Here is a 13,323-nt window from a genome sequence, read left to right on the forward strand (position 1 = left end):
GGTTAATTGGACTGAGCAAGAGCAAGGTAGACGATAAAACAATTAAGTAAAACAAATTCCACAAAACACTTTAATTAACACATTTTCAGAAAAAAATTAAATAGCGACTCACAGCCAACCGCGGGGGGGTTCTGTAAATCGCCATTCTTAATGATCTGTAACTCAGATTGTGCCAGTCCGTGCATATCTGTGACAATCACGATAGCGGATTTGGTGGAAGGTGCGGAAGTATTGTAGCTATTGGTACTTTTATTGGTATCAGCGAACGTATAGGTGCGTTGATTGACATATATGAACCGTTACTAATAATTATTTAACCAGAAGCCCTCGAAGAAGTCGACTTCGAATCACTGCCACCAGGACTGGCTGAATTTGATATAAGACCCATCAAATTATAATGCCTCGTCAGCATTATCACTGACGAGGCGATTTTCACATCGTATTAGCTAGGTGTCTCATTGAGCTATCGTTCTCCGTTAGTTGAATCCACCCGTGGAATGTAAAACTTGGCCGGTAATCCACTCCCCATCATCGGTGGCTAAGAATGCAACCAGACGAGCTGCATCCTTAGGCAATCCTACTCTACCTGTTACAAATTGCTTAGATAACTGCTGTCGTAGGTCAGGAGTCATCCAGCCGGTGTCTGTGGGTCCAGGATTTATCGCATTTACGGTGATGCCTTTCGGACCCACCTCTGCTGCAAAAGTTCGTGTGAAAGCATCTATTGCCCCTTTCGTTGTGGCATAAGAGATTTCACCAGCCATAGGGCCTAGTGATTGGCCCGATGTCATATTAATAACTCGACCACCTGCCGATTGCGTAAACCGTCTAGCGAATTCCACACTAAGCATAGTTACCGCCCTAACATTAATTGCGTAGTGTGCATCCAAAGACTCTGGGGTAATCGTGGTTAAGTCATCGTTAACCGAATAACAAGCATTGTTAACAAGAATGGAAGGTTCTCCTAGCTTCTGCTCAACGTTATTTAATAAATCCACAAAGCTTTCAGGTACAGAAAGATCCATCATTAGGTGTTCGCAACGAACGCCCATGGAACGTATTTCCTCACAAAGTTGCTTTTGCTCCTCGTTATTGCTACCCCAGGGCATCTGTTGATCGTAACTAACCCAGTGTGTAAAAAATACATCAGCGCCTGGATAGGCCAACTCTTTGCACACTGCAGCACCGATTCCTGTGCTGCGACTTGCACCTGTTACTATTGCGATTCGACCTGTTAATCTGCCAAGTGTAGTATTCATGGGTCTTTTCTCCTTTTTATTTTGAAGTCGCATTAAACTGCGGTGACTATTGTGCAAATCTGCCCGTTACTTCAATGAAAACAGCAGGCTACCGTAGCGCCTGCTCATTAATGTGTATTATTCAACTAAAGTTCCCGTTAGCTCAATAGTCTTATGTTTTAATTAGAGTCGCTGCTTATAGTTGTGAGACTTGCCGAACACCTAACGCAGTGACGTCCCGACGGGCTTAGGGGGCTGGATGTGGTCACTCGCTTCTCAGAGTGACCCGGAGCGTCAATATGGTGTTAGCCGAAGGAAGTTCTGGAAGCAGCCATTGTATTTAAGGCGTTCTCAAAATAGCTATATACTTCATCTGCAATTCCCAGAAACTTTTCAACAAGTACATTACTATCCAAGTAACAAGCATACAGATAATCAACTAAAGCGGAGTCAATGTCACAATAGTTTAATATGGCATTCTTCATCTTAATAATGTCATCTTGCCATACACCTGTATCTTCTAAAACCAAAGAGTATAATGCACGAATTAATCTCTTAGAGTAACCTTTAATATATCTAGTTTTCATTGTGTTATCATTAGCATTAGAAAGTAACCTATGTATACGATCTACTTCCTCCTTGGTCTCTGTATTTAAGTCTAAAATGAACTCTGGAGAAATATTTATCGGTGGTACTTTTTCACCAACGTCATGACCATATATGCAAACACAAATTATCTTTACCCAAAAACCCCACTCATTTGGTTTACTTAATACATCGTCAATCGAGCAAATTATCGTATCAATCTTAGTTACTATTGGATATTCTTCCAAAAGCCTGTCTTTAATATTTGACAATCTTTCGTAATCAATATCTTTGGGATTTACACATACAATAGTAAAGTCTGCATCTGACTTAAAAGGTTTAGCAGTTCCTTTTGGAATCGAGCCACACATATAAATGCTATGAATCTTACCTTTGAATTCGGTAAGTATATTATCTATATACTTATCAACAAAATCCTTATATTCACTTTGTATTTCAATTCTATTTATAACTTTTTCTAATATCATATAGACTCCTCCTAAACTAAGAACTTCTTTCGGCTAACGCCTTTTTGCGAACTTCGTAAATTCGTCATGACTTAAGTTATTCGCGAAATCATTCAACTATCCTGCCCCGTTAGCTTAATAAGGGATAAGTGAAAATGTATTCTGATAGACTACTCCAAGAATCAAACATTGGGGTATTTATTTTTTATGAAAAGAATTATTGTTCCAATCTTCATGTCACTTGTCTTATTATTGATGCCTGTACTTGCTGAGGCACATCCAGGACGCACAGATGCAAATGGGGGTCATTATTGCCGCACAAATTGCGCAAAGTGGGGACTGGAAAACGGAGAATACCATTACCACAACGGTGGAGGTTCAGATTCTAAACCGGCTGCCACATTTGTAAGACGTTAGATTTTTCAGCTGAGGATGAAGCAACTCTATTCGGAGATACAAAAACGTTTAATTCGCAACGAACGATAAAAATTAGTCAATCTATCATTAGCGATCTAAAGCAACACATTAAATATCAGAACCAAAATAAATTAGCTTGGAAGGGTTCCTATAGAGATGATGGAAACTTCATGCCAAAGTCTTCTTTATTCAATTCTTTTTCGCGAATTTTGAAACGTATTGGTCTCCCGGCGATGCCGATTCATTCTCTTCGTCACACTCATGCTGTTCTTTTACTTGAGGCTGGTAACGATATGAAGTATGTACAAGAACGTTTAGGTCACGGTAGTATGAGAATCACAGCGAACATATACACACATATTTCAAAGAAAATAAATGAAAGCAGCATGGATAAATTTGAAGCTCATATGAGAAGTATCCTCGAATGATCACTACATTTTTTGGGGGCATTACGGGGGCGTTCATATACCTGTGCAATATCTCCTATCCTTACCCCCACAGAAAAAAACCCTCAACGCTTAGAGCGCCAAGGGTTGATGTAACTAGTAAAGTGTCATGTATTGGTTTCTTTCCCACTCATGAACTTGTGTCCGGTAGATATCCCATTCGATTTCTTTCAGTTCGTAGAAGTGAGCCAGCGCATGTTCGCCGAGAGCTTCGGTAATTACATGGCTGCGGATCATTTCGCTTAGCGCTTCTTTCAAATCGGATGGCAAGCTTGGGATGCCTTCTTCAATACGCTCTTCCTCAGACATCACATAGATGTTACGGTCAATTGGAGCTGGAAGATCAAGCTTACGCTTAATTCCGTCTAGCCCTGCTTTCAACATAACAGCAAGTGCGAGGTATGGGTTAGCTGCCGGGTCCGGGTTACGAACTTCAACACGTGTGCTAAGCCCTCTCGAAGCTGGGATACGAATCATCGGGCTACGGTTACTTGCAGACCAAGCTACGTAACAAGGTGCTTCATAACCAGGAACAAGGCGTTTGTAAGAGTTCACTGTTGGGTTAGTAATCGCTGCAAAAGCACGAGCATGCTTCAAAATACCAGCCATATAATAACGTGCAGTTTTGCTCAGACCTAGCTTGTCACTTTCATCGTAGAACATGTTTTCTTTGCCATTAAACAAGGATTGGTGAGCGTGCATACCAGATCCGTTAATACCAAACAATGGTTTAGGCATAAAAGTTGCATGCAAGCCATGTTGACGGGCAACCGTCTTCACAACGAGCTTAAAGGTTTGAATTTGGTCAGCAGAAGTGATCGCGTCTGCATATTTGAAATCAATTTCATGCTGGCCGGAAGCCACTTCATGGTGGGAAGCTTCGATTTCAAAGCCCATTTCTTCAAGGGTCAATACGATTTCACGACGGCAGTTTTCCCCTAAGTCTGTAGGAGCTAAGTCGAAATAACCACCTTGGTCATTCAATTCTGTAGTTGGGTTACCTCTTTCGTCTGTTTTGAACAAGAAGAATTCAGGTTCAGGTCCAACATTCATCGCTGTAAAGCCCATTTCTTCGGCTTCCTTCAGACAACGCTTCAGGATACCACGTGGGTCTCCAGCAAATGGAGTACCATCCGGCATATACACGTCACAAATCAGACGTGCAACACGGCTATCAGTCACCCAAGGGAAGATTACCCAAGTATCAAGGTCTGGGAAGAGATACATATCGGATTCTTCAATCCGTACATAACCTTCGATGGAGGAACCATCAAACATCATTTTGTTGTCGAGTGCTTTTTCCAATTGGCTAACCGGAATCTCTACATTCTTGATAGTACCTAACAGATCTGTAAATTGCAGACGAATGAAACGAACATTCTCTTCCTTGGCAATGCGTAAAATATCCTCTTTAGAAAAGCTCACGTGATCCTCTCCCTTTCAAAACTCTGTATATTATTATTTATTAAAAAACCGGGATAACTCACCTTGAATAAGCGATACCTGTCCCGGTCTTTTACCGGAAACTAGTTCTTGCTTCAGCAAACGGTGAAGCTGCGAATCTGATAGCTCTCTACGTCTAACCTCTGTGTCAGGGGTAATCACAGTAGCTTCTTCGGATTCCTTCGAGACTGGGTTCATTACTTGCTTGATGCCAGCAATGTTAACACCCTTTTCAATCAAGGCCTTAATTTCTAATAGGCGCTCAACATCATTAAAAGAGAACAAACGTTGATTCCCAGAGGTACGTGCAGGTACGATTAGACTATGCTGTTCATAATAACGAATTTGTCTTGCAGATAAATCAGTTAACTTCATTACAATTCCAATAGGAAATAATGCCATATTTCTGCGGATTTCATCACCCATGACTCATCCAACCTTCCAATGATCTTTTTCTGATCTCATTGTACATTTCCTAATACAGCGTGTCAATGGTGTGTAAGATTTTCTGACAGTAATTTTCGATCACGCATACTTTGGAGTGCCATCAAAACGCCATATTTGACATGGGAGTAGGTTAATCCCCCTTGCATATAGCCAATATAAGGCGCACGGATAGGCGCATCTGCCGATAACTCTAAGCTACCACCTTGTATAAACGTACCTGCCGCCATGATGACAGGATGTTCATATCCCGGCATATCCCATGGTTCTGGAACTACATGGCTGTCTACCGCCGCAGCACGTTGAATTCCCTGCACGAAGGCAATCAAGTGATCCGGTCCATCAAAGGAAACCGCCTGAATCAAATCTGTACGAGGTTCATTCCACGCTGGTTTCGTCTCAAACCCGCAGCGCTGAAATACAGCTGCCGCAAAAATACTGCCTTTAAGGGCTTGTCCAACTGTATGCGGAGCCATGAATAGGCCTTGGTATAACCCGCGGGTAGTTCCTAACATTGCGCCTACCTCGCCACCGATACCAGGAGCTGTAAGACGGTACGCTGTAAGCTCTACTAGATCTCTGCGCCCACAGATGTATCCACCCGTCTCAGCAATTCCACCACCAGGATTTTTAATTAATGAACCCGCTACTAGATCCACACCAACCTGTGGAGGCTCAAGCTCTTCAGTAAACTCACCATAGCAATTATCAACGAACACAATAACATCCGGTTTCAATGACTTCACTCTCGCTGTCATGTCACCTATTTCGGCTACTGTGAAGGAAGCACGCCAATCATAACCACGCGATCTTTGGATTCCAATTACTTTAGTTTTCTCATTGATAGAGAGAGTTACCTCTTCCCAATCAATCTTACCCTCTGCTGTAAGGGCAACTTCCCGATATGTAATTCCGAAGTCTGCGAGTGAGCCTGTCCCATCTCCTGCTTGGCCAATCACCTTGTGTAAGGTATCGTACGGACGACCTGTGATGTATAAAAGCTCGTCTCCTGGTCGCAGCACACCAAAGAGGGCTGTTGAAATGGTATGTGTTCCTGAAGCAAAATGCGGGCGCACCAAAGCTGATTCCGCACCAAAAACGTCAGCATAGACAAGATCCAGCACTTCGCGTCCACGGTCGTTGTAAGCATACCCCGTTGAACCCGCAAAATGATAATCACTGACCTGATGACGTTGAAACGCTTCAATAACCTTCCATTGATTCTTATCGACAATTCGATCAAGAGCTTTGACTGCACCTTCGATTTCAACTTCTGCGGACTCTGCCGCTCCTAAAATATCTTCTGCAAAAACTGCCATTAGTTCTTATTCGCTCCTTACATTTACTTGCCATCATAATGACAGAAAGCGACAGTTGCCTGACGCTTTCTGTCATTAGCTATTATTTTATACCTATACAACAAGCATTTCCACTTTAGGGGAACAAAGAAGATTACGGCTGGTCCACAAAATCAGCAAGCATGTAACCCCATTTATCATAATCCTCTTTATTAAGACGGACGTTATAGATAACATCGTTCTCATCATAGGTGGTTTCCAGAACCTCACCTACTCTGTAAAGCAGGGAAGAAATATCGCCTCGGTCTCCAGGAATGCGAAAATTCAGCGTATCTCCAGCCAACTCATCAGAGATAATTTCAATAATCCGGGTTAAATCCTCCGGGTTAAACGCACTGATTTTCAAAAACCCTGTGCCTGTTGGCAGCATTTCCAGTTGCTCAGGCTCACATAGATCGATTTTATTAAAAAGTACTATTTGCGGTTTGCTAGCTGCCCCTAAGTCCTGCAAAATAGTTTGCACAATCTCCATCTGCTCCTCACGCATTGGAGATGAGGCATCCACTACATGCAACACCAGATTGGCCTCATTGACTTCCTCCAGCGTTGCGCGGAAAGATGCTACAAGATCATGCGGAAGATTCTGAATGAAGCCTACAGTATCCGTAAGCACTACCTCTTTGCCACCCGTTAGTTGAAGCACACGTGAAGTAGGGTCAAGCGTAGCAAACAATTGATTCTCAATATAAACATCCGCATCCGTAAGCTGCTTAAGCAGCGTCGATTTACCAGCATTCGTGTAGCCGACTAGAGCAACCTGCACTGCCCCTGCCTTACGGCGGCGTTCACGGTGCAATTCACGGGTTTTAACTACCTCATCCAACTGGCGTTTCAACTCCGTAATCCGACCGCGAATATGACGGCGATCGGTCTCAAGCTTACTTTCACCTGGCCCTCTGGTTCCTATACCCCCGCCTAATCTGGATAAGTTTTTGCCTTGACCGGATAACCGCGGCAAAAGATAGGACAGCTGTGCCAGCTCTACTTGAATAATACCCTCTCGTGTTTTGGCCCGCCCAGCAAAAATATCCAAAATGAGCTGCGTCCGATCAATAATTTTCAGATCCAGAGACTCTTCAAGGTTCCGTACCTGCGCTCCAGATAATTCCTGATCAAAAATAGCCGTATTAGCTCCAAGACCATCAGCGGCCATGCGAAGCTCTTCTACTTTACCTTTCCCGATAAACCATTTTGAATCCGGTGTTTCCTTATTCTGACGCAACACATCCAGGACTTCAACACCTGCTGTTTCTGCTAATTGTACTAATTCCTGCAGAGAAAGCTCTGGGTCAATACCGGTACGTTTAATTTTATCTGTGACGAGAGTGACCAATATCGCCCGATCTTGAATATCCGTTTCTGTATCATGCGTAGTTATTGCCATTTATTCATGCTCCTTATGACGGTAATAGAATCTTTGTGTACCATTTAATCAGTTTTTCACTTCTTGCTGATGTTATACAGCTGAACCTGTTCATTCACAGCGCTTCAAAACATTTTATCATAAGTTTCATTGGTAATATAGGCTGATAATGGAACGGCTCACCATTCTGTCCGCATTTTCATTATGATAATCTTCAATCTTTTATAAAAGATAAACCGACTAAGCACGTATAAACTTAGCTGGTGTCAATTTATTTAAGAAATTATACTCTCCCCTTTTGAATAATCATCGACCGGAAGAACAAGGTCTCTCGGTAAGATCTCCATCAAAGATTGTTTAGATATTTTGACATGCCTGCTTATTAATCTAACCGCTTGATGGCGGATTGCCTGTTCGAGGATATTGCGTACATACCGGGCATTACTAAAGTTTTCTTCAATAATTTTCTCATTAAGGATTAACTCTTTTAGTTTCCCGTTTGTTTCTGGAGTAATTATATAGTCTCTTTCAGCAGCCATTTTATGTGCAATCAATATCAGTTCATCTGTTGTGTAGTCCTGAAAATCGAGTTGAATTGGAAATCGTGAGGGAAGCCCGGTATTAGCCTCCATGAACATCTCCATTTCATTTGGATAACCCGCTAAGATAATGATGAGATCATCATTCCTGTCCTCCATAACCTTTACAAGACAGTCGATTGCCTCTTTTCCAAAATCCTTATCTCCGCCTCTAGCCAAGCTATAAGCCTCGTCAATGAATAATACGCCACCCATAGCCTTCTTAACAAGGTCTCTGGTCTTTTGAGCTGTATGCCCTATGTATTCCCCCACTAAATCCGCTCTCTCTACTTCGATTAATTGACCTTTACTTAATATGCCCATATTCTTTAACAGCTTGGCAACGATTCTTGCTACAGTTGTCTTTCCAGTCCCGGGGTTGCCTTTAAACAACATATGATAAACCTGATTAACTACATTTAACCCCAGTTCTTGTCTCATTTTTTCCACTTGGATAAGCGCATGAATTTCATATATGAGATCCTTCACCTTTTCAAGACCGATAAGCTCATGAAGCTCTTGCAGGATTTCTTTTGTAGATTCTAAATGATTATTTTGAGCCAGCGCGCTCTCCAATGTTTCATTCGTAATATTTGTTGGGTCTTGATTTTTGAAAGTTATATTCATTCTGGAATCATTAATGGTTATCTTTCTTAAATTTTCTTCACCCATTGTAATCACCTCGTTAGAGCATTATATGCAATAACTGAATGACATCATGCACTTGTTTTAAAGAATGGGGTTTCGACATTGGATTCCCTGCTATCTCTCGCATCTTCTACGATGGTACACGAGGATAGAATGACCGAAATGCATAAAAGTCATAAGCAGACATTTATTTTTTTATCATTTCACAACCCCATTATTTTTGATCTACAAATAACAAATAGCCCCCATTTAGAGTTTAGTCCATTTGGGGGCTGGCTTTTCTAATCAAGTCTCTTCCGGAATAGGAAGCATTATTAGAAGATTCTGATATTTGGGAACAATTACAGGAACAACTGCTGGATTTTCCATTTCGTATAGGCTAGAATTTCACGCGACTTATGCCTTGTCATCGACAGAACAGTGGATTCAGTAAGCCCTAGTTCAGAATTCACATAACCGAGCTCGTCCGCGATTTCGTGTGAACGCCATCCATGATATGTATGCGTAATAATAATTGCTGAGGATAATCCCTCACTTGTCATAATTGCTTTGCTATACAGAAGATTCTCGTAAGTGCTGGTAGCTTTATTTTCAACAGAAATGGCGCTATCCGGAACTCCATGAGCTACTAAATAATTGCGCATGCCTTGACCTTCGGTATATTTAAGATCAGGTTTATCCAAACCTCCAGAAACTATGAAATGCGGGAACATCCCCTCTTGGTAAAGCTTAAGCCCGTAATCCAATCGTTCCTTCAATCCCGGGCTAGGTTCATCTCCCCACATCGACATGCCAAGAATGATCCCTGTATCGGCTTTGAGCATAGGATCTGTCGTTGCAGCTTTATTGATATTCCTCAATGCGTACGCACACCACAACAAACCAACTACAACAATAACCATTAAAGCAATAAGCAACGTTCGTTTAGACCAAATTCGGCGTTTTTTGCGAACAATCCGAATCGGGGAAGAGTCTCTTCCATAAACGTACCATTCCATCTTTATTTCCTCCTGAATTCTCCATGATGAAATAATTCGGCACGATGTTTCAAAGAGAGTGAGAAATAAGGGAAAGCATGAGCATCGATGCCACGTAAAATAGTATGGGCAGTCTCCCAGGCTAGCTTATAATCGTTTTCTGAGATGTCTTGCCTCTCCAGTGCTTCCTCCAGTTCATCCTCATCGAGCAAAAACACCTCGCCGTTCCAAAGTACTACCACGTCCAGATACAAATCGTCAAACCAAGGCACACCTTGGTCAGTAACGCCTTGCACTTTACAGGTGTCTATGTACCATTGAACAATATTTTGTTTTTCGTCGAACATAGCCGTCACAATATAGTGACTATCTTTCGGAAAATATTGCAGCCAGGAATAACCTTTATCTGCAATACGATATGTATGTCGTCCATAGCTCTTCCACAGTGGTTCTTTCAGCCCGTAGATGGTATAAAGCGTAATATATCCGCTGAATTCCCGGCTCTCCACATAGCGGCAGGCAAAATGGCGACGCGTAATCCGGCGCCAGTTGGCCCGGTCTCCGAATTTACGTTTCATAGAAATTACCCTCTCCAGTATGGTCTATTCAGCTTAACACATTTAGAGGATACACTCAAAATATCCCGCAAAATACAAGAAATTTTTCTTCTAAACCTAATAAAAACGGCAGTCCAGCTTCGCTCTATAAATAAAGCAAAGCTGGACTGCCATGGATAAAGCTATTGTTCGAAATTCAAATTCGTTTTATTGAGTGGAAGAATCCCCGTTCACAAAACCTGTCTCTGGATCAGGGTTTGTGGATACATTCCCACTCTCATCGCCGGAACCCTCTCCACCGATAGTGGGTTCTGGAGTTGGGGTCGGCATTGGTGTTGGCGGTGGCGGGGTGATTTCAGGGATTGTAGTACCGCCGTCATTTCCGCCTCCCTCATTGCCGCCTCCGTTATTGCCACCATTTCCATTCTCTCCGTTGTTGCCACCGTCCTCTGGGGTCGGGGTCGGAAGATTAGGATCTATGGTGGGTTCAGGGGTCGGCATTTCATCCTGCACGGATACACTAACCACATTGGAGGGCTCGCTCTCCACTTTTAGCGCAGGGTCATAAGAAGTTACATAATACTCGTAAACCAAACCAGGCAGTGCACTAAAATCGCCTGCGCTGGTAGTCACTGTATTTAACAGTGAGCCAAATTCAGCTTCCGATGTCTCTCTACGATAAATACGATACTCAACGCCGGCAACAGGAACTGCCTCCCAATTGAGATTTACAGTCATCGTAGAAGGATCATATGCTGCTGATAGTCCAGTAACGGTCTGAGCTGTTTCTGGTGTTTCAGTAGGCTCAGGAGCAATCTCGTTATCGAGCTGCGGGAAGGATTTCTTAGGAACATCCTTCAGTGCTTCCTCCATGACCTTACCCCAGAAAGCAGCGGCAAGCGGACTGCTGTTCTTAAGCAGATGCTTTTTACTTGGCTTGTCGTAACCCATCCAGACTGCTGCAGTCCATTCTGGCGTATAGCCTACAAACCATACATCACGGTTCGAGCTGATTCCAGAATATCCACTTTGCGTCGTACCGGTCTTACCGGCAACAGGACGGTCAATCCTAGCTTTTCTACCCGTACCGCTCTCCACGACCTTCTGCATCATCTCAGTCATTTGATAAGCTGTTTCCTTACTCATCACTCGCTCAGGCGTTGTATTCGCTTTGTAGACCGTCTCACCACTGCTATCAGAGATGGATTTAATGGAATAAGCCTCTCTTAGTTCGCCGCCATTTGCAAAAGCGCTGTAGGCTTGCGCCATTTCCAGCGTATTGGTCCCTTTGCTCATGCCTCCAAGAGCCAGCGATAGGTTCTTATCCTCATCTTCCAATCCAATGCCTAGTTTCTTGGCAAATTTAAATCCGGTATTCACACCAATTTCATTGAGCAGCCAAACAGCCGGAATATTCTCTGATTTCTGAATGGCATCACTCATGTTGATGCTCTTAGAATATCCGTGCAGGTTGGTTGGACAATAGTTCGCGAAACATTGCTTCTCGTTGCTTAGCGTTGAATTCATGGTGAATTTCCCAGTTTCCAGCGCTGGAGCATAAGAGACAATTGGTTTGAAAGCAGAACCTGGAGAACGACGGCTGCCAGTTACACGACTGTAGCCTTTTTTCTCATAATTCCGTCCGCCAAGGAGTGCGACAATGCTGCCATTCTCCTGATTCACAATCGTCATTGAGCCTTGTACCAGCTCTTCATCTACACTCTTTTCAAAATTATCACTATCTGCAAAAGCATCTTCAACCGTTTCTTGAGCATGCTTATCCATGGTAGTGTAAATTTTGTATCCGCCGATATTCAGATCATCTTCTGACAATCCAAATTTTTCTTCCGCCTCATCTACTGCAAAATCAATAAATGCTTGATAACGCTGTTTCTTTTCTGGCGGCTTATAGTTATAATCTACGGCTTTTGCTTCGTCTCTTTCCTGCTCCGTAATGTACCCTTGCTCATACATAAGCTGAAGCACTACTGCCCGGCGTTCCTTCGAAAGATCAGGGTTACGCAGCGGGTTGTAACGAGACGGGCCTTTTGGCATGGCCGCCAATGTCGCGATTTCCCAAACCTTAAGCTGACTCAAATCACTTTTACCAAAATATCTTACTGATGCTGCTTTAATTCCGTAAATTGTACCCCCGAAGTTAATCCGGTTCAGATACATGGTAATAATCTCTTCTTTAGATTTCTGATTCTCCAGGGCTACGGCAATCGACACCTCAGTTGCTTTACGGAAAAACGTCTTGTCCCGTGTCAGGAAGATGTTTTTGGCGAGCTGTTGAGTAATGGTACTACCGCCCTCTACCATACTTCGTGCGGCTATATCCTTTACTGCTGCCCGGCCAATCGACCATAAATCCACACCAGAATGTTCGAAGAAACGTTTATCCTCTGTGGCTACAAAAGCGTTAACCAATAACGGTGGAATTTCTTCATACTCTACTGGATCACTTTTCTCCAGTGATAATTCGCCGATTAAATTAGCATTGCGGTCATATACCTTAGTCGTTTCATTCACTGTTAGCTTATCCTGGTTCTCAAGCAGAAGCTTTTGACCATTTAGCATAATGAACAGATATCCACCTAATGCACAGAAAATGGCCAATGCCGTAGCGAAGAACAAGCTCCACAGCACACGCTTCTTCGTCAAAAATTTCTTTTTCTTTTTTGGTTTTGATTTTGGTTTTGATTTGGAACTGGACGATCCTCTATCTCTATTGTGATTCGTCCTGGATGTATCGTCTCTAGACATAATGCCTCCTGACTCCCTTTCGGAAATAAACATAAA

Annotated in this window: 10 protein-coding genes and 2 pseudogenes; 2 read left to right on the plus strand and 10 right to left on the minus strand. The window is 42.8% G+C overall.

All coding sequences use genetic code 11. The features are described from left to right. Positions 1–476: 476 nt before the first annotated feature. Both MHH46_RS17715 and MHH46_RS17720 read right to left on the minus strand, forming a co-directional pair. A complete protein-coding gene (locus MHH46_RS17715) occupies positions 477–1,259 on the minus strand; it encodes an SDR family oxidoreductase (protein WP_076190186.1) in 783 nt (260 codons plus the stop codon). A 284-nt stretch (positions 1,260–1,543) separates the two neighbouring features. Continuing rightward, the gene (locus MHH46_RS17720) at positions 1,544–2,311 is read right to left on the minus strand and encodes a nucleotidyltransferase domain-containing protein (RefSeq protein ID WP_076128393.1); all 768 of its coding nucleotides are present in this window, start codon (positions 2,309–2,311) and stop codon (positions 1,544–1,546) included. A 186-nt stretch (positions 2,312–2,497) separates the two neighbouring features. Between MHH46_RS17720 and MHH46_RS17725 the strand changes: the two are divergent. Continuing rightward, positions 2,498–2,677: pseudogene (locus MHH46_RS17725) on the plus strand (YHYH domain-containing protein); the annotation flags it as partial. A gap of 14 nt (positions 2,678–2,691) precedes the next feature. Then, positions 2,692–3,135 (plus strand): annotated as a pseudogene (locus tag MHH46_RS17730) (site-specific integrase); the annotation flags it as partial. 114 nt (positions 3,136–3,249) lie between these two features. Here MHH46_RS17730 and glnA read toward each other — a convergent pair. The 8 genes from glnA to MHH46_RS17770 all read right to left on the minus strand — a co-directional run bounded on the left by glnA (position 3,250) and on the right by MHH46_RS17770 (position 13,287). After that, complete coding sequence (gene glnA, locus MHH46_RS17735) at positions 3,250–4,578, minus strand: type I glutamate--ammonia ligase (protein ID WP_036687730.1); 1,329 nt, start codon at positions 4,576–4,578, stop codon at positions 3,250–3,252. A 33-nt stretch (positions 4,579–4,611) separates the two neighbouring features. After that, positions 4,612–5,022 (minus strand): MerR family transcriptional regulator, encoded by a 411-nt coding sequence (locus tag MHH46_RS17740; RefSeq protein WP_019910684.1) that lies wholly within the window; start codon positions 5,020–5,022, stop codon positions 4,612–4,614. Positions 5,023–5,084: 62 nt separating this feature from the next. Next, the gene (locus MHH46_RS17745; RefSeq protein ID WP_036687732.1) at positions 5,085–6,359 is read right to left on the minus strand and encodes a methionine gamma-lyase family protein; all 1,275 of its coding nucleotides are present in this window, start codon (positions 6,357–6,359) and stop codon (positions 5,085–5,087) included. Positions 6,360–6,492: 133 nt separating this feature from the next. Next, on the minus strand, positions 6,493–7,782 hold the full coding sequence (gene hflX, locus MHH46_RS17750) for a GTPase HflX (RefSeq protein ID WP_076128387.1): 1,290 nt from the start codon (positions 7,780–7,782) through the stop codon (positions 6,493–6,495). A 254-nt stretch (positions 7,783–8,036) separates the two neighbouring features. Beyond that, the gene (locus tag MHH46_RS17755; RefSeq protein ID WP_076098759.1) at positions 8,037–9,011 is read right to left on the minus strand and encodes an AAA family ATPase; all 975 of its coding nucleotides are present in this window, start codon (positions 9,009–9,011) and stop codon (positions 8,037–8,039) included. A 317-nt stretch (positions 9,012–9,328) separates the two neighbouring features. Continuing rightward, positions 9,329–9,985: a YdcF family protein gene (locus MHH46_RS17760; RefSeq protein ID WP_076128385.1), complete on the minus strand. Its 657-nt coding sequence runs from the start codon at positions 9,983–9,985 to the stop codon at positions 9,329–9,331. A gap of 2 nt (positions 9,986–9,987) precedes the next feature. Then, on the minus strand, positions 9,988–10,542 hold the full coding sequence (locus MHH46_RS17765; RefSeq protein ID WP_076190185.1) for a DUF402 domain-containing protein: 555 nt from the start codon (positions 10,540–10,542) through the stop codon (positions 9,988–9,990). 186 nt (positions 10,543–10,728) lie between these two features. Beyond that, positions 10,729–13,287: a transglycosylase domain-containing protein gene (locus tag MHH46_RS17770; RefSeq protein WP_076190184.1), complete on the minus strand. Its 2,559-nt coding sequence runs from the start codon at positions 13,285–13,287 to the stop codon at positions 10,729–10,731. Between the last annotated feature and the right edge of the window lie 36 nt (positions 13,288–13,323).

Origin of the sequence: Paenibacillus sp. FSL H8-0175, assembly GCF_045040615.1 — a bacterium.
GTDB lineage: Bacteria > Bacillota > Bacilli > Paenibacillales > Paenibacillaceae > Paenibacillus_AQ > Paenibacillus_AQ odorifer.

Excerpts from the sequence above, each read along its gene's own strand:
- MHH46_RS17715 (WP_076190186.1), bottom strand. The coding sequence starts at position 1,259 with ATGAATACTACACTTGGCAGATTAACAGGTCGAATCGCAATAGTAACA.
- MHH46_RS17720 (WP_076128393.1), bottom strand. The coding sequence starts at position 2,311 with ATGATATTAGAAAAAGTTATAAATAGAATTGAAATACAAAGTGAATAT.
- MHH46_RS17740 (WP_019910684.1), bottom strand. The coding sequence starts at position 5,022 with ATGGGTGATGAAATCCGCAGAAATATGGCATTATTTCCTATTGGAATT.
- MHH46_RS17745 (WP_036687732.1), bottom strand. The coding sequence starts at position 6,359 with ATGGCAGTTTTTGCAGAAGATATTTTAGGAGCGGCAGAGTCCGCAGAA.
- hflX (WP_076128387.1), bottom strand. The coding sequence starts at position 7,782 with ATGGCAATAACTACGCATGATACAGAAACGGATATTCAAGATCGGGCG.
- MHH46_RS17755 (WP_076098759.1), bottom strand. The coding sequence starts at position 9,011 with ATGGGTGAAGAAAATTTAAGAAAGATAACCATTAATGATTCCAGAATG.
- MHH46_RS17760 (WP_076128385.1), bottom strand. The coding sequence starts at position 9,985 with ATGGAATGGTACGTTTATGGAAGAGACTCTTCCCCGATTCGGATTGTT.
- MHH46_RS17765 (WP_076190185.1), bottom strand. The coding sequence starts at position 10,542 with ATGAAACGTAAATTCGGAGACCGGGCCAACTGGCGCCGGATTACGCGT.
- MHH46_RS17770 (WP_076190184.1), bottom strand. The coding sequence starts at position 13,287 with ATGTCTAGAGACGATACATCCAGGACGAATCACAATAGAGATAGAGGA.